Annotated in this window: 17 protein-coding genes; 10 read left to right on the forward strand and 7 right to left on the reverse strand. The window is 66.2% G+C overall.

Annotation, left to right across the window (positions count from 1 at the left end):
* The first annotated feature begins 41 nt into the window (after window positions 1-41).
* Entirely contained in the window at window positions 42-305 is a 264-nt protein-coding gene (locus RS82_RS16960) for a hypothetical protein (RefSeq protein ID WP_045301551.1), read from the forward strand.
* A 54-nt stretch (window positions 306-359) separates the two neighbouring features.
* On the opposite strand, the gene RS82_RS16965 is transcribed toward RS82_RS16960, so the two are convergent.
* Complete coding sequence (locus RS82_RS16965; RefSeq protein ID WP_045301553.1) at window positions 360-1,670, reverse strand: UDP-glucose dehydrogenase family protein; 1,311 nt, start codon at window positions 1,668-1,670, stop codon at window positions 360-362.
* 640 nt (window positions 1,671-2,310) lie between these two features.
* On the opposite strand from RS82_RS16965, the gene RS82_RS21170 reads away from it, so the two are divergent.
* From RS82_RS21170 to RS82_RS16990, 5 genes are all read left to right on the forward strand, one after another.
* The gene (locus tag RS82_RS21170; protein ID WP_169748720.1) at window positions 2,311-3,078 is read left to right on the forward strand and encodes a glycosyltransferase; all 768 of its coding nucleotides are present in this window, start codon (window positions 2,311-2,313) and stop codon (window positions 3,076-3,078) included.
* Window positions 3,075-4,181: a glycosyltransferase gene (locus tag RS82_RS20810; protein ID WP_052676898.1), complete on the forward strand. Its 1,107-nt coding sequence runs from the start codon at window positions 3,075-3,077 to the stop codon at window positions 4,179-4,181. Before RS82_RS21170 ends, RS82_RS20810 begins: the two co-directional genes overlap by 4 nt.
* Window positions 4,171-5,631 (forward strand): lipopolysaccharide biosynthesis protein, encoded by a 1,461-nt coding sequence (locus tag RS82_RS16980; RefSeq protein WP_045301555.1) that lies wholly within the window; start codon window positions 4,171-4,173, stop codon window positions 5,629-5,631. The genes RS82_RS20810 and RS82_RS16980 overlap by 11 nt, the downstream gene beginning before the upstream one ends.
* Window positions 5,632-5,709: 78 nt before the next feature.
* Window positions 5,710-6,744, forward strand: a complete 1,035-nt coding sequence (locus RS82_RS16985; RefSeq protein ID WP_084695726.1) for a polysaccharide pyruvyl transferase family protein — start codon at window positions 5,710-5,712, stop codon at window positions 6,742-6,744.
* A gap of 90 nt (window positions 6,745-6,834) precedes the next feature.
* Window positions 6,835-8,163, forward strand: coding sequence for a hypothetical protein (locus RS82_RS16990; protein ID WP_045301557.1), 1,329 nt, complete (start codon window positions 6,835-6,837; stop codon window positions 8,161-8,163).
* 415 nt (window positions 8,164-8,578) lie between these two features.
* Here RS82_RS16990 and RS82_RS16995 read toward each other — a convergent pair whose 3' ends face one another.
* The 5 genes from RS82_RS16995 to RS82_RS17015 all read right to left on the reverse strand — a co-directional run bounded on the left by RS82_RS16995 (window position 8,579) and on the right by RS82_RS17015 (window position 15,739).
* Window positions 8,579-10,765 (reverse strand): acyltransferase family protein, encoded by a 2,187-nt coding sequence (locus RS82_RS16995; protein ID WP_045301559.1) that lies wholly within the window; start codon window positions 10,763-10,765, stop codon window positions 8,579-8,581.
* The gene (locus tag RS82_RS17000; protein ID WP_045301561.1) at window positions 10,746-11,852 is read right to left on the reverse strand and encodes a glycosyltransferase; all 1,107 of its coding nucleotides are present in this window, start codon (window positions 11,850-11,852) and stop codon (window positions 10,746-10,748) included. The genes RS82_RS16995 and RS82_RS17000 overlap by 20 nt, the downstream gene beginning before the upstream one ends.
* Window positions 11,852-13,408: a sugar transferase gene (locus RS82_RS17005; protein WP_045301563.1), complete on the reverse strand. Its 1,557-nt coding sequence runs from the start codon at window positions 13,406-13,408 to the stop codon at window positions 11,852-11,854. Before RS82_RS17005 ends, RS82_RS17000 begins: the two co-directional genes overlap by 1 nt.
* Before the next feature lie 143 nt (window positions 13,409-13,551).
* The gene (locus RS82_RS17010) at window positions 13,552-15,015 is read right to left on the reverse strand and encodes a tyrosine-protein kinase domain-containing protein (protein WP_045301565.1); all 1,464 of its coding nucleotides are present in this window, start codon (window positions 15,013-15,015) and stop codon (window positions 13,552-13,554) included.
* Window positions 15,016-15,136: 121 nt separating this feature from the next.
* Window positions 15,137-15,739: an arsenate reductase/protein-tyrosine-phosphatase family protein gene (locus RS82_RS17015; RefSeq protein ID WP_045301566.1), complete on the reverse strand. Its 603-nt coding sequence runs from the start codon at window positions 15,737-15,739 to the stop codon at window positions 15,137-15,139.
* A gap of 32 nt (window positions 15,740-15,771) precedes the next feature.
* On the opposite strand from RS82_RS17015, the gene RS82_RS17020 reads away from it, so the two are divergent.
* The gene (locus RS82_RS17020; RefSeq protein ID WP_245619639.1) at window positions 15,772-16,536 is read left to right on the forward strand and encodes a CPBP family intramembrane glutamic endopeptidase; all 765 of its coding nucleotides are present in this window, start codon (window positions 15,772-15,774) and stop codon (window positions 16,534-16,536) included.
* A gap of 47 nt (window positions 16,537-16,583) precedes the next feature.
* Here the strand turns inward: RS82_RS17020 and galU are convergent, their stop codons facing one another.
* Window positions 16,584-17,477 (reverse strand): UTP--glucose-1-phosphate uridylyltransferase GalU, encoded by an 894-nt coding sequence (gene galU / locus RS82_RS17025; protein ID WP_045301567.1) that lies wholly within the window; start codon window positions 17,475-17,477, stop codon window positions 16,584-16,586.
* A 304-nt stretch (window positions 17,478-17,781) separates the two neighbouring features.
* On the opposite strand from galU, the gene rplM reads away from it, so the two are divergent.
* Genes rplM through glmM form a run of 3 tightly spaced genes read left to right on the forward strand, consistent with a single transcriptional unit; the run spans window position 17,782 to window position 20,105 of the window.
* Window positions 17,782-18,228: a 50S ribosomal protein L13 gene (rplM, locus tag RS82_RS17030; RefSeq protein ID WP_045301568.1), complete on the forward strand. Its 447-nt coding sequence runs from the start codon at window positions 17,782-17,784 to the stop codon at window positions 18,226-18,228.
* A 25-nt stretch (window positions 18,229-18,253) separates the two neighbouring features.
* Window positions 18,254-18,730, forward strand: a complete 477-nt coding sequence (gene rpsI, locus RS82_RS17035) for a 30S ribosomal protein S9 (RefSeq protein WP_045301569.1) — start codon at window positions 18,254-18,256, stop codon at window positions 18,728-18,730.
* Window positions 18,731-18,746: 16 nt separating this feature from the next.
* Window positions 18,747-20,105: a phosphoglucosamine mutase gene (glmM, locus tag RS82_RS17040; protein ID WP_045301571.1), complete on the forward strand. Its 1,359-nt coding sequence runs from the start codon at window positions 18,747-18,749 to the stop codon at window positions 20,103-20,105.
* Window positions 20,106-20,148: the final 43 nt, after the last annotated feature.

Here is a 20,148-nt window from a genome sequence, read left to right on the forward strand (position 1 = left end):
CGTGCGTTCGATCCGATCGGGACCGCGGAGGGGACGGCGAAGTGAACAGCGCCGCCTCGTCGCGCGCGCAGCGTCGTGCGCAGGCCGCGTTCCGCGAAGCGTACCGGCGCGACGTGCTGGGAAGCGCGACCGCACGGCGGCGCGTGATCGCGAAATACCGCGGTGACGACGGGTGGCAGCCGGTCAAGGGTGTGCGTCTGGATGACGAATCGGCCCAGGCGTTCATGGCCGACGGCGTCACGCTCGTGCGCGTGCGTCGTCGTGGGCGAGAGATCGAAGTGGGCCTTCGCCGCTACCTCGGCTGAGCTCGCGTCGGGCGAGCACGCGCCCGCCCGACGTCGTCGGTGCGTCATGAGGTGTCAGGGGCGTCCCATGCCGAAGTACTCCCAGCCCGCAGAGCGCCAGGCGGCGGCATCGAGGCAGTTGCGTCCGTCGACGATGACACGGCCGGCCACCAGGGAGGCGGCGTGCTCGGGCGGCAGCTGGCGGCGGTACTCGTCCCATTCCGTGACGACGATCACACCGTCGGCGCCGGTGAGGGCTTCGTCGCGGTCGGCGACGTAGTTGAGCTGCGGATGCCGCGCCCGCGCGTTGTCGATCGCTTCAGGGTCGGTCACGGTCACGATGGCGCCGAGCCCGTGGAGCGCGACCGCCACGTCGAGCGCGGGGGAGTCGCGGATGTCGTCGCTGTGCGGCTTGAAAGCGGCCCCCAGCACCGTGATCTTCTTCTCGAACACCGAGCCGCCCAGGGCGTTGACGGTGAGCTGCACGGCGCGCTCGCGGCGCCGCAGGTTGATCGCGTCGACCTCGCGGAGGAAGCTGACCGACTCGCCGCGGCCGAGCTCCTCGGCACGTGCCGAGAACGCGCGGATGTCCTTCGGGAGGCAGCCGCCGCCGAACCCGATGCCGGCACCGAGGAAGCGGCGGCCGATGCGCGCGTCGTGGCCGATGGCATCGGCGAGCTGGGTGACGTCGGCACCGGTGACCTCCGCGATCTCGGCCATCGCGTTGATGAACGAGATCTTCGTCGCGAGGAACGCGTTGGCCGCGGCCTTGACGAGTTCTGCGGTGGCGAGATCGGTGACGATGAACGGCGTGTTCTTCGCGACGGCCGTGTGGTAGACCTCGCGGAGCACGTCGGCGGCACGCTCGCCGGCGTCACCCGCGGGCACACCGGCGACGAGGCGGTCCGGATCGATCGTGTCCTGCACAGCGAAGCCTTCACGCAGGAACTCGGGGTTCCACACCAGGGTGGCGCCAGTCGGCGTCACCCGCTCGGCCAGCTCGGCCGCGGTGCCCACCGGCACGGTCGACTTTCCGGCGACGACGTCGCCCTCGCGGAGGTAGGGGATCAGGCCGTCGACCGCGGCGTTCACGTACGTGAGATCGGCGGCGTAGCCGTCTTTCTGCTGCGGGGTGCCGACGCCGATGAAGTGCACGTCGGAACCGTGCGCCTCGGCCATGTCGGTGGTGAATCGCAGGCGACCCGACGCGATCCCGTCCGACAGGATCTGCTGCAGACCGGGCTCGAAGAACGGCGCCTGGCCCTGCGAGAGCGACGCGATCTTCCGCTCGTCTACATCGATGCCGATCACCTCGTGACCGATCGAGGCCATGGCGGCGGCGTGGACGGCACCGAGGTAGCCGCAACCGATGACTGACAGACGCATGGGGACTCCTTGTTGTTGGAAGCTCGCTGCTCGTGCGTCATTGCCAAGCGTCGCTCGTGAGGCGGACTCGGTTATTTCCTACCAGATCGAGCGGGCACCGGTGGCCCACGTGGCCCGGTGAAACGCCTCCGGCACCGCGAGGTCCTCGTGTGACAAAGCCTGTAACACGAGGGTGCTATCGTGTCCCCGGCAGCTGGGGATCTGCATATTTCGGAATGGAGTGTAGTCCCGCTTGCCCCTAGAGAATGACTTCCCTTACGAGTCGTCAACGAAGTCAGACTCTTTCACTTCAGGCACCAGCCCGGCCAATAGCACGCGCGTATACGTCCACCTCGACCACGGTCGAAGTTTCCAGGCATGGAGCGACCGACACCTCCGCGGGGAGGTATGGGAAGCGACCCCGTATGGATACGGGGGCGCGGCGGGCATGGTCGACTTGACGTCGTCAAGTGACGCTGCAGAGTCGCGGGTCGGACGGTTTCTCCGCCGAGCGACCACTTTTCTTCTCGGATTCGACTACGTTCACGCCTGGCGCAACCGAAGGACGTGGCGTGAAGCAGATGTCGTGTGGACGCACACAGAGCACGAACATCTCGCTATCCGTGCGGTCGAACGAGTTCTGAGGTGGGAACCGCGGCCGATGATCGCGCAGAGCGTGTGGCTGTGGGACCGCTGGCCGTCCCTCGGCCGATTTCGACGGGGTCTTTACCGTTCACTGCTTCAGGGGCCGAGCCTCCACACCACTCTGAGCCGCGAGAATGCGGAAATCGCCCGCGCGCAGTTGCAGCCCGCCCCCGTCGCCCTGATTCCGTTCGGGACCCAGGACATCTCCTCCCCTAATCCTCACTCGGGCGGCTCCGGGGTCGTGGCCCCGGGAAACGATCGTCACCGCGACTGGCAGACACTGATGACCGCGGTGTCAATGCCGGCTCCAATACCTACTCAGATCCTGACTCGGCGGCTGAAGCAGAGTGACACGCAGAACGCACCTAGTGTCAATATCCAACAGTCCCGATCGACCGCTGAGATGGCTGCGGCCTATGCCCGAGCCGGGGTTGTGGTGGTGCCTCTGCACTCGAATCACCACGCATCCGGAATCACGGTCGGCCTTGAGGCCATGAGTCTCAGCAAGCCACTCGTGATCGCAGACATCGGCGGAGTGCGGGATTACTTCGAGGGCTACGCCGAGTTCTATGCCGCTGGCGATGCGTCTTCGCTTCGCACGGCCGTGGGGCGAGCCGCCGAGGGGGTTGCTGCGGATGCGCCCTCCAAGGCGTCGCGCGGCTTGACCGCGGACGACTACGTGCACCGTCACCTCGCTGCGACCGCATGGCTGCTGCGAACCGAGGGCTCACTGGCGGACATCGAGCGATTCGCCCCTTTCCGCTACGCCGGGGTCACGTCATGAAGACGTCGATCACCTTCATCACCCACACAGCCACTCCAGGTGGTGCCGAGCTCGCCCTTGCGCGCTACATCGAGGGCGCGTCGGATGTGGACGTCGAGGTGATCACGTTCGAAGACGGGCCGCTGTGGCGCGATCTCGAATCGTCAGCCTCCGCGAAAGTCATCGTCTTGCGCGGCGGGCTCCTCGGTCAGCTGCGGGAATTGCGCGCTGCGATGAAGCGGCGACGCGACCGCATCTTCATCGGCAACTCCATGCGCGGCTCGTTCTACATGGCGCTTGCGCAGGACCGGTTGACGACCTCGCTCTACTGGGCGCGCGATCAGCTCGTCGCGAGCTCAATGTCGCGCGTCGCCGTCGCGCTCACCCGTTGGGTGACGCTCACGCGAGTCAGCGGATGCCTGGCCAACTCGATCTCGACCGAGCGCACTGTGCGCACCCTGAAGCCACGGCTCGATACTCGCGTCGTCTACAGTCCGTCGGGGATCGCTGCGGATGACACCCAACACAGCCGGCAGTTCGCAGCCCGACCGACCAGGCTGGTGTTCCTCGGGAGGCTGGCCCCTTGGAAGGGGCCCGATCTCGCCGTCCGTGCCGTTGCGGCGCTCATTGCTCAGGGCCACAGCGTCACGCTCACCGTCGCTGGCGGACCTCTCTTCGGGGAGGAGGCGTTCGACGACAGCCTGCGCGCTCTCGCCGAAGAACTGGGGGTTTCGAAGTCTGTCGAATTCCTCGGCCATGTTGCCGAGGTGAGGCCTCTTCTTGACCGGCACGACGTTCTTCTGCATTGCTCCACTGTCCCGGAACCGTTCGGTCAGGTGATCGTCCAAGCGATGGCGGCCGGACTTGTGGTCGTTGCAGCGGACTCCGGTGGTCCGAAGGAGATCATCAGCGATGGGGTGAACGGCTTCCTGTACGCGACAGGCGATCTTTCGGCCCTCACCGCGACGGTCCGATCAGCGCTGGAAGGCGAACCGAGCGCGCTGCAGTCATTGTCCGATGCCGCGCGCGAGAGGGCGCGTCACTTCGACGACGCGCATTGCATCACCGAGATCACACAGGCGGTCGTCGAACTGGGGCTCAAGGAGGCGGCGCTTGTCCGCTGACCAGACGAATCTCGCAGGGGCGGCCGCGCGCGGCAGCGGTGTGACGCTGCTCGCTCAGGCCCTGCGCATCGGCATTCACTTCACTTCGATCTTCGTGCTGTCACGGCTGCTGACGCCGACGGATTTCGGAATGCTGGCCATGGTGACGGCGGTGGTAGGCGTCTCGGAGATTCTTCGCGATCTCGGGTTGTCGATGGCGGCAGTTCAGGCGGCGACATTGTCGCGCGCTCAGAAGTCGAATCTGTTCTGGATCAACACGGCTTCTGGAGCGCTCTTCGCGACAGCCGTGTTCCTGCTCGCCGAACCACTTGCCGCGCTCTTTCGAACCCCCGAACTCGTCGCCATCACCCACGCCGTCGCTGTGATCTATCTGATCAACGGGATCTCTGCGCAGTTCCGAGCCGAGATCAACCGCAATCTTTGGTTCGTACGCCTCTCTGCGGTCGATATCGTGCCGCAGCTGCTGGGACTGGCGGCAGCGATCATGCTGGCCATCGGCGGTGCGGGATACTGGGCTCTTGTCGCTCAGCTGATCATCTACTCGGCCGGCGGCTTGGTGCTAGCTGTGGTGTTCGCCCGATGGTGGCCGGGGCTGCCGGCGCGCCGCGCGAATATGCGGGGACTGATCACGTTCGGCATCAGCGTGACGGGCACACAAGCGATCAACTATCTCGTAGGCAGCGTACCGACGGTTGCGCTAGGGATCGCGTGGAATGCATCGGTGACCGGTCTCTACAACCGTGCGTATCAGCTGGCGATGGCGCCGTTCGCGCAAGTGGCCGCACCCCTCACGCGAGTCGCAGTTCCCGTCATCTCGCGGGTCTGGAATGCGCGCCCGCACGCCTTCGAATCGACGTTGGGAAAGGCCCAACTCGTCGGGTCGTACGTCGTCGCGCCGCTCTACTTCCTGCTCGCGGGCCTGGCGCCCTCCGTGATCGAAATCGCCCTGGGGCCGCAGTGGTCTGCTGCCGGCCCGATTTTCCAGGCGATGTGCATCGGCGGCGTCTTCAGGGCGCTCACCCAGATCTCCTATTGGGCGTACCTTTCGAGGGGCGAAGCGGCGACGCAATTCAAGGTCTACATGTGGTTCCAGCCGGTCATCGTCGTCTGCACGCTCGCCGGGCTGCCGTGGGGCGCCCTCGGCGTAGCGATCGGCGGCTCAGTCGGCCTCTTCGCCTACTGGGTGATCTCCCTCATCACGGTCGGGCGCAATCTCCGCCTCGATGGCCTGCTGCTGCTGCGCCGCGCGGGACTGTCCATCCTGCTGGTCGGCTTGCCGATCGGCATCATCGGCTGGGTGGTTGAATTCGCGATCGACCAGCCACTCCTGGCGGTCGGCACTGGCTTGGCCGCCTCTGCCGCCTACCTCGGTGTGCTCGTGCTGCTGAGCGGACGAGCGCGCGGGGATCTGAAAGTGATCGTGGGCTTCATGCGGAGGGCCTTCGCGTGACCGAATCATCCTTTGTCGCTGCGCGACCCTCCGGGGTGCGGATGCAGCCGAGAACGACCCTGAGATCGGAGTCAGATCATGCACAGCGCTGATCGGGAGATTTTGCAGAGCATCCGCAACGACACCAGCCGTACCTGGACATCGCTCATCGGCGACGCCAGCGATGTCGTACTGCTCGATGTACCGAGCCACCGGAATGCTGGTGATTCGATGATCTGGGGGGGCGAGGTCGAATATCTGCGCCAGATCGGCAAGCGAGTTGCGCTCTCCTCCGATCTCCGGCGCTACAGCGCGGATGTCATCAACGCAAAGTCGTCCGAGGACACGCCGTTGCTCTTGCACGGTGGCGGCAACTTCGGAGACGTCTGGCCCGTGTTCCAGCGAGGGCGTGAAGAGGTCGTACGAGACTTCCCTCGACGCAAGATCATCCAGCTGCCGCAGTCGATCAAGTTCGAGACGGCGGAGAGCGCCGCGCGCGCCAATGCGATCTTTGGTGCGCACGCTGACTTCACGCTGATCGTGCGCGACGAGCAATCCCTGGAGCGCGCGTCCCGTGGCCTTCCCGACGTCCGGACCGTCCTCTCGCCTGACGCCGCGCTCGGCTGGTCGCCCGCGGCGCCTGACATCGATGCGCGCGGCGTTCTCGCGCTGCTCAGAGAAGACCACGAAGCCCTCCACCCCCTGAAGACGGCGATCCTGCCGTACCTAGGCGCAGACGACGAGGCGACCGATTGGCACATAGGCTGGCCGACCGTCGCAAAGTGGCATCTCCTGAAGACGCCGGGACGCGTCACCAGCGTCGTCCCAGCGCTGCGCAACTCGCCCTCTTACCGTCGTGTGCTCGAGTCCGCCGGCAACGCGCTGCTCGAGATGAATCTGGATTCCGCAGTGCGGCTCTTTGCGGGCCGTCCGCTCGTCGTGACCGACCGTCTTCACGCCCATGTGCTGGCGACTTTGTTGGGTATTCCGAACATCGTCTTCGACAACTCATACGGCAAGATCTCGGCAATCGTGCGTGCGTACACGGGACAGTTCTCGACCACGAACTTCGTGAGCAGTATGGAAGAGGGACTCGATCTCATCTCCGACTTCCGCGAGCCCGCACAGAGGTGACGCGATGAAGAGGTTGACGGTTCGAGTGCGGGAGTCTTCCCTAGGTATCTGCGTTTGGTCCGTAGGATGCAACTTTGATCGAGCGAACCTATGACGGTGCTCGGCGTTGGATTTGCGGTCGCTGTCGTCGTCGCCGCGATTGCCCGACGGGGTGTCCTCCACGTAGTGATGCTGTCAGCCGCGTTTCCCACCTCGGTCGCTGTTTCAATCGGCAACAACGGGTTGCCGGTGTTCTACTGCACCGCCGCCGTCGGGCTCGTCGCGTCTTTGGCGACTGGCGCTCTGAAGGGAGCCGTGCATGCATCGCGCCCAGGGCGCAGCGCCCTGATACTCTTTGCGAGCTGGTCCGCGATCGTGACCGCTTTGTCGCCGATCGTGTTTGCGGGGATTCCCGTGCTTGCGCCGCGCGGTGGCACAGACAGCGAAGTATCAGATCCGAGCGCGCTGACGCACACGTTCTCGAACGTCGCCCAGGTGTTGTACGTCGTCATTGCAGTCGCGCTCGTCTTGTATGTCGCCTCGCGTTCGGTAGACCCGATGCCCGCGCTTCGGGCTGCTGTGCTTTTCGCAGTTGCCCTGAACATTGGCCGGTATATGGCACGAGAGGCTGGAGTGACGTGGCCCGGTGACCTCTTCGACACCGCTGTTGCGGTCCGATACATCGATGTCGCGTACGGCGGCGCACAACGCTTCCGTGGAATGTTCCCCGAACCCTCCCAGCTTGCAGCCTTCGCACTCACCGCCTTCGTGTTTCTTGCGCTCTGCAGCTACACCAGGAGAGGCCGCGCAGGGTGGACTTATGCTGGCATGGCTGGGAGCATCTTCCTCGCTGCGGTGTCCACTTCCAGCACAGCGCTCGTCGCGGGAATCTTGATCGGTACCATCCTCTCGGCCGCTGCGGGTGCGCGGTGGTTACAGACGAACCGAATCCCCGTCGCGGCCGCAATTCTGCTTCCCTGGGTTCTTGTAGCCGTCATCTCCGTTGGCGGCACGGTCTGGGACTATGTCAACAACTCGGTTGATTCCAAGCTACTCACTACTAGCTTCGCGAACCGCACAGCGGCCGACGCCTTCTCCCTAGGTGTGCTGACCGACACTTGGTTTGTCGGAGCAGGGCTCGGCAGCAATCGACCGTCAACTTTCGTCCCTATGCTTCTTGGCACGGTGGGCATCGTTGGGATGCTCCTCTATGCGTTCTTCGCGATCGCAGTCCTAGCCCGCGCCTTCCAAGTCACCGCAGCCCTGCCTGCCGCTTGGGCAGCCGTAGCACTGCTCGTATCGAAAAGTGTCGCTGGTCCCAATCTCTCAGAGCCTTGGCTGTGGCTGACATTGGCGGTTTGTGCGTGGTATGCCTGGGGAAAGCGCGATCAGGTGCCCGCGGGGGAAGTTGCGCAGTTGCCCCGTGTTAACGCAGCGTAGTGCGTATCGCGACTTCTCGCTCCCCGAACGATGGCTTGGGACACTGTCGACGGCGGTTGAGAACGGGGCCATAGCCACCGAGTGATTTCCGATGGTCCTCGCAATGAGGACCGTAGGGAAGGGGTTGTCAAATGTCATCTTGTCGTCTTGCGAAGAGGCCGTCGCGGCCGTCGCCTGATGACGCTGAAGCGGTGGCGGTATCTGGGCAGCTACGAGAACGCCTAGAGCGCGAGGTTGGCTTGCCTTCGCGGAAGCGCATAGTGAACCGACACCGTGTCTACGATCGAAGGCAAGTCCCTCTCGAGGACAAATAGGCAATATCAGCGAGCGCCATCAACCGATTCGCTAGCGTTGTCGAAGCGGGAGTATGAGGGGTGACGATAGCGCCCTGTCACGCATTCAAGCCAGAGGCCACTCAATTCAGTTGCGGCACCGACTCCTCGAGTATTGCTCTCACTGAGGGAGCGATGAAGCGCATGTACGCCTCCGTGGCATGGGTTACGTCTGCGCGGACGACGAACCCTGCAACCTGGATCGGGCATGTGCCAGACGCGCAAAACAGCGAATCCGTTTGGACCAACGTCGCGCCACCTGCGGCGCGGCTCAACAGCGACGTCGCGGAACGATGCTCCTCGGGAACCGGCCGGTTGCAGTTCGCTGGGCTACCTGCCGCCGTATAACAGTCGCCGAGCGCAACCGTTCGAGGCAGGGCTGGCAATACCACGACTGATCGCTCGGTTGAAGCGAACGACTTCAGCGTCGACGCGACCGCCGCCTGTAGCTGAGCCTGGCCTCCCTCTGCTACTCGCGCCGCTGTCGAATCGGTCTGCGAGGCAACCACGAGTTGCGGATTGAGGCGGGCGATCTCGGTTGGCACCCATGAGTGATACTCATCGCATTTCGGATGGGCTGAGCCATCGCTCGTCGTAAGCGAGATGTTTGCGAATCCGCACTGCTGCATTGTGAGAACGTGGATCTTCCACCCCTCGTTGGTGAGGGCATCCTCGAGGGCGGGGAGCCAACTGATGGCGACGGAGTCACCGACGAGAACGGCTGTCTTAGGCGCATTCGCGTCGCCGTACACGCATCTCGCTGCGACGGAGGTGAAGTCTGCTTCGGCCCCGCGCTCACCCGCCAGACACCCATCCTGCACCCACGCATCGACCTTCGAGTTCGATCCGATCTCGTCGATAGACGGGGTTAGCGATGGCCACGTCGTCGCGCGGGATGCCGCTACGATCTCAGCTGTCAACGCGTCGGCCTGGGTAGAAGGCTCTGATGCGGAAGCGTCGGCGAAGTAGTCTTTCGGTTCGTAGGCGATGGCTGGTCGCGGAGTCAGCAGTGGTGTGAGCGCAAGAGCAACGAGCGCGGCGGTGACGACGCTGGCCCCTGCCAGCAGCCCCAGCCCGGCTTCCCGCGCATTCTCGCTCCGCCATGCCTTCCACGCCCGATGCCCACGGCTTACCCAAAGCGGAGACTTCCAAAGCGGGCGCTCGACAGTGTGGTACGCGGCAATCGCGAGGCCAAATCCAACGATGGCGATTCCGAAGTACACGGCCTCGCCCGCACTGGGGAATAGCGCGATGCCAAAGACGATGACGGGAAAGTGCCACAGGTAGAGGCTGTAGGAGATGTTCCCTATGTAAACGGAGACCGGATTGGTCAATGGCCAGAGGAAGCGAGACTCAGCGCCAACACCTGAAGCGATCACGAGGGTGGTAGCGAGCGTGGGCAGCAGGGCCCACGGGGCCGGCCACACAGTCTCAGGGGTGATCACGAAACAAGCCGCGATCATGGCAGACAGCCCGACGTAGGCCATCACGACACGAGCCGCTCCTGCTAGCCGCGAGAAGATGGGCGCGGCAACGGCAAGCAACGCGCCGATTCCGAGTTCCCACGTTCGGGTCACCGTCGAGAAGTAGGCGAGCGTCGGCGAGGACACCGACTGTACGAGCGCCCATCCAAAAGACGCGACGGAGATGGCCGCGATGGTTGTGCCTGCGATCGCCCGCGTACGCGCGCTGGACTTTTTCCCGAACCCGGCAAAGACCACAAGCAGTCCGAGAAGCAGCCATGGCCAGACGAAGTAGAACTGCTCCTCGACGGACAGCGACCAGTAGTGCTGCAACGGCGAGACCGCGCTTCCTTGCTGGAAGTAGTCCGTCCCCTCCAGGGCGAAGTTCCAGTTCGCGAAGAAGAAGAAGCTCGCCACCGCGTCCCAGGCAATACTCCACGCGCGTTGACCGGAAAAGGCCAGGAACGACAACCACACCGTGACGACGAGCACTAGCGTCGCGGCGGGCACGATCCGCTTGGCGCGACTGATATAGAACTTCTTCGCCGAGATGTGACCCGACTTGTCATACTCGCGAAGAAGTAGGCCGGTGATCAGGAACCCTGAAATCACGAAGAACATGTCGACGCCGACAAAGCCGCCTGTCGGCCAGCCGATCATGTGATCGAGGAAGACCACTAGGACCGCGAGCGCGCGAAGGCCTTGGAGGTCTCGGCGAAAGCTCGATGGGCGCGCGGTGCTTGATCGCGTGTTGCGCACGCGAGACGACAGGACCGCTGTCGACGCCTCAGGAGCCAACGTGCTCATCGACCCAGGAGCGGATCTCCTCGTCGAAGCGCTCCGCGCTGAACTCGCGCGCTCGTGCAGCGACGGCTGACCGATCGACTGCCGCGGCCACCTCGACGGCCCGGCGCAGCTCCGACGCGTCCTCCGATTCGAAGAAGGTTCCCGCCACCGGGGCAGCGACGCTTTCTCGCGCACCACCGATGCTGTTGACGATGACCGGTGTGCCCGTCGCCATCGCCTCGACGGGCATGATGCCGAAGTCTTCGATGGGTGGGAACACGAAGACGAGGGCGCGCTGGTACAGGGCGTACAGCAGTGCGTCACTGGGCCGATGCACGAAGTGCACGGGTACCCGCGCCTCCGCCGCGCGGGCACGCAGCGAATCCTCGTCGGGTCCCGTGCCGGCAAGGACGACGGGAACATCGGCAGCCTCACCAGCCGCGATGACGAGGTCGAGTCGCTTGTATGAGACGAACCGCGAGGCGCCGAGCACGTACTGGGGAGGAAGCGCCTCCAACTGGGCGGCTTCCTCGGCGGTCAGCTCGTCCGCCCAGTCCGTGATCGCCTGGATGCGGCTGGTCTCGACCGGCGGGTAGATGACAGTGGCGTCCCGGTGCCAAGCCTCGCGAATCCGACCTGCGATGAACTCGCTGTTGGCAGCGATGCTCGTCGCAGATGTGGCGCGCTTGCGGTCGATCGGCTTGAAGAGCGCCCCGATGGCGCGCGCGGGGAGCGACGCGCCGCGCAGGTCGAGGTCCGGCGCCCAGATGTACCGAGCCGGAGTGTGCACGTAGACGAACTTCGGTACCGGGCCGGAGCTGAGAGTGATCTGGTGGGCGAACAGGTGCGAGCTCACCAGCATCCAATCAGCGGACTCCTTGCGATTGCGCCACGTGGCGGGCATCAGAGGAAGCGCCGCCGCCTTTCGGCCACGCAGTGGCGAACCGGCCAGCCAGGTCTCCCGCGTGCGCGCGGGATCGAAGCGATGCGGTGCGTCGTTCCAAAGGCACAGAAGGTCGGCATCGGGGTAGATGTCCGCCAGCCGCGCGAAGACGTTCTCGGATCCACCGTTCTTGGCGATCCATTCGTGGACGAGCAAGCCTTTCATCAGTGCGCCGTCTCCCCGGGGGACAGGACCGCTTTCACGGTCTTGAAGAGGATGCCCAGGTCGCCGACGAGCGACCAGTTTTCCACGTAGTAGAGGTCCAGTCGAACGGTCTGCTCCCAGTCGAGGGTGCTGCGGCCGCTCACCTGCCAGAGCCCCGTGATGCCGGGGCGGGCGAGCAGGCGCCGGCGGGCGGCATCCGTATAGAGCGCCACCTCCGCGGCGATCTGCGGGCGCGGGCCAACGAGGCTCATCGAACCGCCGAGCACGTTGAACAGTTGGGGGAGCTCGTCGAGCGAGTACTTGCGGATGAACTTGCCGACCGGCGTGATGCGCGGGTCGTCCTTCACCTTGAACAGCGGCTGCTCGCTCGTGCCCTGCGCCTCGAGGAGCGCCTTGAGCTCGGCATCCGCCCCGACGCGCATCGAACGGAACTTGTTCATCTTGAACGGTTCGCCCCGCAGCCCGATGCGCTCCTGGCGGTACAGCAGCGGGCCCGGGCTGGTCGCCTTGACGCCGATGGCGACGGCGAGCAGCACCGGCGAGGCGAGCAGAATCAGCAGGCTCGACGACACGATGTCGAACGTGCGCTTCACGACACGCTGGCCGCGCGTGAACCGCGGCGTCTCGACGTGGATCAACGGCAGACCCGACACCGGCCGGGTGTGCACGCGCGGCCCCGCGATGTCGATGATGCTCGGCGCCAGCACCAGGTGCTGACGGCCGGCCTCCAGACCCCACGAGATCTCTTTCACCTTGTCGATCGGCAGTTCGTCGGTGCTCGTCACCACCACGGTGTCGGCATCCGTCGACGCGAGCGCCCGGTCGATCGCCGACACGCTTCCCATGATCGGGATGTCGGTGCCCTCGATCGTCGCCGCGATCCGGCCGCTGGGAACGCACGCGCCGACCACGTGGTAGCCCGCCCACGGGGTGCGCCGCAACTCGTTCGCGATCTGCACCACCGACTGCTCAGAGCCGACGAGAAGAACGCGGGCCGAGTACGCGCCGCTGAGGCGCTGCGAGACGAGCCACTTGCGCCACAGCCAGCGCACGAACAGCAGCACGGCGATTCCGGCTGGAAGGCTGATGAGCAGGTAGCCGCGCGCGAGGTCGATCTGGAACAGGAACGCGAGGATCGCGATCGAGCCGAACACGAGGTAGCTCGCCCGCACCACCCGCACGTACTCTGTCGGCCCCGTGCCGATGACGCGGTCGCTGCGCGAGTCGATGAGGCTCAGCGCCCACATCCAGACGATGACGAGAACAGCGGAGAACATCCAGTACGACACGTCGCTGAGCCGCGCATCAGCCCGGATCGACACTTCGGCGTTGCCGAAGCCGAACCAGGCGATCTGGGTGCCGTAGACCACCCAGATCAGCACGAGCAGATCGGTGAACCACACGTTGCGCGCGTAGCGGCGACGCCAGTCCGCGCGCCCTTGCCGGCGTGTGGCCGCTGGCGGCGGCGATGCGGGCGCGCCGGAGGAAGCGGGCACGGACGAGTCCGCTTCGTTCTGCGACGACATCGTCGCGTCGAGTTCGATGTTCGACGTCACAGGTTGCCCCCCGGCAGCTGTTCATTTGTGTGTAGGGACGGATCGCACCGGGGCTCACACCCCGCCGCATTCCTTTCGGCACCGTCGCCGGAACCGATTGCCGACCGCGAATTCCCGAGGCGGACGGCTACCGGTCGTTCGTGTCAGACCGACGTGCGCCGACGCGCCCCGCGCGGCTCGTCGTTCTTCGCAGCCTTCTTCGCCTTCGTCTTCGCCTGGTTCGGCGCCTTGCCGCGCTCGACGGCGTGCCCGTAGCCATAGCCGTACCCATAGCCGTACCCGTAGCCGTACGAATCGGGTCCGCGCGTGGGGACCATCGACAGCACGACGCCGGCGACCTTCGCTCCGACCGTGGAGAGCGCGTCGAGAGCGCCGTTCAACTGATGGCGGTTGGTCCGCCCGGCGGCCACCACCACGAGCGCGCCGCTGGTGGCCTTGGCGAGGATCGCCGCATCGGTGACGGGCAGCAGGGGAGGAGCGTCGCACAGCACCACGTCGAACTCCTTCTCGAGCGACTGGAGAAGATCGTGCATGCGCTGCGAACCGAGCAGCTCGCTCGGGTTCGGGGGGATGCGCCCGGCCGGCAGCACGAACATGCTGCGCTGACCCCACGGGAGCATCACATCGCCGACCTGCGCGCGGCCGATCAGCACATCGGTGAGCCCCGCGCCCCCCTCGATGCCGAGATACTCGGCCACCTTCGGCTTGCGCAGGTCGGTGTCGATGAGCGCCACGCGCTTGCCGGCGTCGGCGAGCGCGATGGCGAGGTTGATGGTCGACGTCGACTTGCCCTCGCTGGGAAGGCTCGACGTGATGACGAAGCTCGCGCGGCCGCCCATGTCGAGGAACTGCAGGTTGGTTCGCAGCGCCCGGAAGGTCTCGGCGCGCGGGCTGGCCGGGTCGTCGTGGACGATGAGCGGGCGGTCCTTGGCCTTCGGATCGAACGCGATCGCACCGATGATCGGGGTGTCGGTGACCAGCTCGATGTCGCGCGGGGTGCGGATGCGCGTGTCGAGCACCGAGCGCAGCACGGCGATGCCGATGCCGAGGGCGAGGCCGACCAGGCCGCCCAGCGCAAGGTTCAGCGGGATGTTGGGGCTGGCGGGAGTCTGCGGCGGCAGTGCATCGCGCACACGTGAGAGGCGAACCGGGCTCGTGGTCGAGTCGGCGGGGGTCTCGAGCTTCTCGACGGTCTCGGTGAGGCTTGCGCCGAGGGCATTCGCGACATCGGCGGCGAGCACGGGATCAGGATCGGTCACCGTGATCGTGATCAGCTGCGTGTTGAGCGTGTTCGTTCCGCTCACCACACTCGCCAAGCCGCTGGCCGACGTGTCGAGCCCGAGCTCTGCGATCACCGGGTTCATCACCACCGGCGTCGTCACGAGGTTCGCGTACGTCGTCATGCGCGACTGCGTGAAGGACGAGCCCTGCTGCAGCTCCTGCACGGTGCCGCTCGTCTGTGTCGACACGAAGACCGTGCTCGATGCTTCGTACATCGGGGTGCGAGTGTAGGAATACGCCGCGGCCACGCCGATACCGAGAATCGTCGCAAGGAGTATTACGAGCCAGTTCTTGCGCAGAATTCGGATGTAGTCGCTGAGTTCCATGGGGCCTTTTCGTCGCTGCTGTGGTGCAGGTTCTCGAACTCCCCAGCTTCCGAACCGCACTCATCCTTACACAAAGGAATTACGCGTACGTCCGCTTTGCGTGACGAGCATGTGAACTGCGTCACTTTGTGACGAGTGCGGCCGCGAGTACGCGCACCGTCTCGTCGATCGCAGGGGTCAGCTGGGCTGCCGACAGCTCGTATGTCTCCCACGAGCGTCCGTACGGATCGATGACGTCGTCCTCAGCAGGGTCGGGCGGCGCAGGGTCGACACCGCGCCGCGCCGCGATCAGCGCGACCGTCGCGCGAACGCGGGTCGCGGCATCCGCTCCCGTCGCAGCCGCGGCGCGGATCTCGTCGTCGGTGAGGCCCGCCGACAGGCGCGCGAACTCGCGGACCGTGAAGGTGGAACGCACTCGGCCGGGCGCGAGTTCGACGACCTTCCGGCGATGATCGCGCGTCATGGCCAGCGTCAGCACCAGATCGGAAGAGCCGAGGTCGGCCTCTGTGAGGAAGCGGGAGCGGTGTGCGGCCGAGTCGTCCGCCGGCACGCCGAGACGCGTGGCGAGCGTCACCGACTCCGCGGTCATCGGAGCGGCGTTCAGGCCCCGGGTACCCGCACTGCGCACCCTGGCACCGAGCGGCGTGAGCCGTAGACGCAGCAACTGCTCGGCGAGCGGCGAGCGGCAGATGTTGCCGGTGCACACGGTCAGGATCTCGAACAAGGGGTGGCCTCCGGGTCGGGTAGCTTGGGCTCGTGACGGGTCACTCTATCGATGCCACGCGGCCGGCTGACACCGGCGCGGAGCATCGTTCGCGCCGGCCTCGACGCACCGATTGGAGGCTCGGCGGCAGCACGGTGCGCCGCTGGCGCGAGTCGCTGCTGGCGGTCGCCATGATCGGTCTGGGACTCGGGATTCTCGTCGGGCTGGCAGCGGCGACGTGGCTGGGCGCGGCGGGAAGCGTGGTGTCGACGATCGCGCTGTGGGCCGGTATGGCCGTGCCGGTGGTCCTCGCTCTCAGCCGTTCGAGGCCGATGGGCCTGCTGAGATTCCGGGCCATCGACCTGCTCTGGGGCGTCGGGCTCGGGCTGATGCTGCGACTCGTCCAGGGGTGGATCGAAGGAGCCGACCGGCTGCCGGCGATTGCGACCCTCGACGGTCGCCTGCCGGACGGCTGGTGGTGGTCCGAACTCATCGCGCCGGTAGTGATCGCGCCGCTGACCGAGGAGTTCTTCTTCCACGGGGTCGTCCTGGTGACGGTGTACTCGATGTTCCGGCGTTCGGTCGGGCGACTTACGGCCGGCGGTGCGGCGATCGTCGGCAGCGCCGCGCTGTTCGTGCTGGCGCACAGCATCGTCGGCACGCTCGCGCCCGGCGAAGTGGTCGCGCTCGCGCTCGTCGGCCTCGTCGGCGGCCTTCTGGTCATGCTCACGGGGCGCATCTGGCCGGCAGTGCTCCTGCATGTCGTCTACAACGCGGTCGGTGTGATGCTGCTGATCGCGGGCACGATCCTCGCCTGAACGGACGGATGCCTCGGGTCGCAGCATCCGTCCCGCTTTCACTGTGGTCAGGGGAGGGTCGGGGCGAGTTCCTTGATCCACGCGGCCAGCTCGGGGCCGAGGTCGTCGCGGTCGAGGGCGAGCTGGATGCTGGACTTGAGGTAGTCGAGCCGGTCGCCGGTGTCGTAGCGGCGACCGCCGAACACCACGCCGAGCACGGGTCCCGCAATCTGCTCGTCGTCGGCGAGCACCTCGAGCGCATCGGTCAGCTGGATCTCACCGCCCTTGCCGGGTTCGGTGCGCTCGAGCACGTCGAAGATCTCGGGCTTCAGGACGTAGCGGCCGATGATGGCCAGGTTGCTCGGGGCCTCTTCTGCGGACGGCTTCTCCACCAGGGCCTTGATCTTCACGAGGTCGGACTCGTCGGTCGTCTCGACATCGGCGCACCCGTAGAGGTGGATCTGGCTCGGGTCGACCTCCATGAGGGCGACCACGGTGGCCGCTTCGCGCTGGGAGACCTCGATCATGCGCGAGAGCAGCGGGTCGCGTGCGTCGATGAGGTCGTCGCCGAGCAGCACGGCGAACGTCTCGTTGCCCACGTGCTTGCGAGCTCGCAGCACGGCGTGACCGAGACCGCGCGGGTCGCCCTGGCGGACGAAATGGACGTCCGCGAGCGAGCTCGGGTGCATCACGCGCTCGAGCTTGCTCAGGTCGCCCTTGCGGTGGAGCGTGTCTTCGAGCTCGGTGACCCGGTCGAAGTGATTCGCCAGGGCGTTCTTGTTGCGGCCGATGATGACGAGGACGTCGTCGATGCCTGCGGCCACCGCCTCCTCGACGACGTACTGGATGGCGGGCTTGTCCACGACAGGCAGCATCTCCTTCGGCATCGCCTTGGTGGCGGGAAGGAAGCGGGTGCCGAGCCCGGCGGCGGGAATGACTGCTTTGATCGATGGTGCGTTCATGAGGAGAAGATTAGAGAGCCTGTGTGAACCCCGTGCTAAGGATGTCACAAAGTTGTGACATCTGAGACGAGGATCTCGACGGGATCGGCGTGGCGGTGCCCGCGCCGTGACGCCGCGGGGTAAGGGGGCTGGTTTGGTCGAGGCATCCGCGTCGCGTACTATTGATCTTTGGTGTCCGGCTCAGCTGACCCGGCACCGCGAACGTGAGCCCTCCACTGGCGTGTTCAGCCTCTCATCGAGAGGGGAACCACCCCGGAGTGGGATTCACGAACCTCTCCGTTCGAATCAAGAAAGCAGCACTACTGTGACGCGCACTTACACCCCCAAGGCTGGCGAAGCCCAGCGCGAGTGGCTGGTCATCGACGCGACTGACGTCGTCCTCGGCCGCCTCGCCTCGCACGCTGCCGCGCTCCTGCGTGGCAAGCACAAGGCGACCTTCGCCCCCCACGTCGACATGGGCGACTTCGTCATCATCATCAACGCCGAGAAGGTCGCCCTCACCGGCCAGAAGCTCGAGCAGAAGAAGGCCTACCGTCACTCGGGCTACCCGGGCGGCCTCAAGTCGGTCACCTACTCGGAGCTCCTCGAGAAGAACCCGGTCCGCGCCGTGGAGAAGGCCGTCCGCGGCATGCTCCCGAAGAACACCCTCGGCGCCAACCAGCTGTCGAAGCTCAAGGTGTACCGCGGTGCCGAGCACCCGCACGCCGCGCAGAAGCCCACCGCGTACGTTTTCGACCAGGTCGCCCAGTAAGCGCCGCACAGAACAGGACACACTGATGGCGAACATCGAAGAAACCCCCACGAGCTACTCCACTGAGACCGCGATCGACGAGACCGTCGTCGCCGCCGAGCGCCCCGTGCTCTCGGTCTCGGGCGCCGCAGTCGGTCGCCGCAAGCAGGCCATCGCCCGCGTGCGCGTCATCCCCGGCTCGGGCACCATCACGGTCAACGGCCGTGCGTTCGAGGACTACTTCCCGAACAAGCTCCACCAGCAGCTCATCACCGACCCGTTCACGGTCCTCAACCTCACGGGTGCGTACGACGTCATCGTCCGCATCTCGGGTGGTGGCCCCTCGGGCCAGGCCGGTGCGCTCCGCCTCGGCATCGCCCGTGCGCTGAACGAGATCGACGTCGAGAACAACCGTCCGACCCTCAAGAAGGCCGGCTTCCTCTCGCGCGACGCGCGCGTCATCGAGCGCAAGAAGGCCGGTCTCAAGAAGGCCCGCAAGGCGCCGCAGTACTCGAAGCGCTGATCGGCTTCCACTCCGTATGCCGATCTTTGGCACGGACGGGGTGAGGGGGCTGGCCAACGGCCCCCTCACCGCCGATCTCGCACTGTCCCTGGCCCAGGCGACCGCCGTCGTCCTGGGCCAGGGCCGTTCCGCCGAGGCGCGCCGCGCTGCGGGCAAGCGGCTGACCGCCGTCGTCGCCCGCGACCCGCGCGTCTCCGGCGAGTTCCTCTCCGCCGCGGTCGAGGCCGGCCTCGCCTCGTCCGGCGTCGACGTCCTCGACGCCGGCGTGCTGCCGACCCCCGCGGCGGCGTTCCTGATCGCCGACATGGATGCCGACTTCGGCGTCATGGTCTCGGCATCCCACAATCCCGCTCCCGACAACGGCATCAAGATCTTCGCCCGCGGCGGCGTGAAGCTGCCCGACATCGTCGAAGCGCGCATCGAGGCCGCCATGGCGGGTCCGAAGCTGCTGCCCACCGGCGCTGACGTCGGCCGCATCCGCCGGTTCGCCGACGCCGAGGACCGCTATGTCGTGCACCTGCTGGGCTCGCTGCCGCACAGCCTCGACGGACTGCACGTGGTGCTCGACTGCGCGCACGGCGCGGCATCCGGAGTCTCGCCCGAGACGTTCCGCGACGCCGGCGCACGCGTCACCGTCATCGGCGCAGACCCCGACGGCTGGAACATCAACGACGGCGTCGGCTCGACCCACCTCGACCAGCTCGCCGAGCACGTGGTGCGCGTCGGTGCCGACGTGGGCATCGCTCACGACGGCGACGCCGATCGCTGCCTCGCGGTCGACGCGACCGGCAAGGTCGTCGACGGCGACCAGATCATGGCGATCCTCGCGGTGTCGATGAAGAACCGCGGGCAGCTCAAGGACGACACCCTCGTCGCCACCGTCATGAGCAACCTCGGACTCCACCGCGCGATGTCGGCGCACGGCATCCACGTCGAGACCACCGCGGTCGGCGACCGCTACGTGCTCGAGCGCATGAACGAGCAGAGCTTCTCGCTCGGCGGCGAGCAGTCGGGCCACGTCATCATGAGCGACTACGCGACGACCGGCGACGGCCTGCTCACGGGCCTGCACCTGGTCGCCGAGATGGCGCGCACCGGCAAGACCCTCGAAGAGCTCGCGTCGATCATGACCGTGTACCCGCAGGTGCTCGTCAACGTGAAGGACGTCGACCGCACCCGCGCCGCGACCGACGAGGGAGTTCAGGATGCCGTCGCCCGCGCATCCGCCGAGCTCGGCCTCTCGGGGCGCGTGCTGCTGCGCCCGTCGGGCACCGAGCAGCTCGTGCGCGTGATGGTCGAGGCCTCCTCCGAGGATGAGGCCCGCCGCCACGCCGACGAGCTCGCCGGCGTCGTGCGCGAGCGCCTCTCGCTGTAGCTCCGGGCGCGGCGACACCTTCGATCGGACGCGGCGGGCCTTC

Source organism: Microbacterium trichothecenolyticum (assembly GCF_000956465.1).
GTDB lineage: Bacteria > Actinomycetota > Actinomycetes > Actinomycetales > Microbacteriaceae > Microbacterium > Microbacterium trichothecenolyticum.

What these genes read in the sequence shown, in the direction of transcription:
- RS82_RS16965 (WP_045301553.1), bottom strand. Translation starts at nt 1,670, where the DNA reads ATGCGTCTGTCAGTCATCGGTTGCGGCTACCTCGGTGCCGTCCACGCC.
- RS82_RS21170 (WP_169748720.1), top strand. Translation starts at nt 2,311, where the DNA reads ATGATCGCGCAGAGCGTGTGGCTGTGGGACCGCTGGCCGTCCCTCGGC.
- RS82_RS20810 (WP_052676898.1), top strand. Translation starts at nt 3,075, where the DNA reads ATGAAGACGTCGATCACCTTCATCACCCACACAGCCACTCCAGGTGGT.
- RS82_RS16985 (WP_084695726.1), top strand. Translation starts at nt 5,710, where the DNA reads ATGCACAGCGCTGATCGGGAGATTTTGCAGAGCATCCGCAACGACACC.
- RS82_RS16990 (WP_045301557.1), top strand. Translation starts at nt 6,835, where the DNA reads ATGACGGTGCTCGGCGTTGGATTTGCGGTCGCTGTCGTCGTCGCCGCG.
- RS82_RS16995 (WP_045301559.1), bottom strand. Translation starts at nt 10,765, where the DNA reads ATGAGCACGTTGGCTCCTGAGGCGTCGACAGCGGTCCTGTCGTCTCGC.
- RS82_RS17000 (WP_045301561.1), bottom strand. Translation starts at nt 11,852, where the DNA reads ATGAAAGGCTTGCTCGTCCACGAATGGATCGCCAAGAACGGTGGATCC.
- RS82_RS17010 (WP_045301565.1), bottom strand. Translation starts at nt 15,015, where the DNA reads ATGGAACTCAGCGACTACATCCGAATTCTGCGCAAGAACTGGCTCGTA.
- galU (WP_045301567.1), bottom strand. Translation starts at nt 17,477, where the DNA reads ATGAACGCACCATCGATCAAAGCAGTCATTCCCGCCGCCGGGCTCGGC.
- rpsI (WP_045301569.1), top strand. Translation starts at nt 18,254, where the DNA reads ATGGCGAACATCGAAGAAACCCCCACGAGCTACTCCACTGAGACCGCG.
- glmM (WP_045301571.1), top strand. Translation starts at nt 18,747, where the DNA reads ATGCCGATCTTTGGCACGGACGGGGTGAGGGGGCTGGCCAACGGCCCC.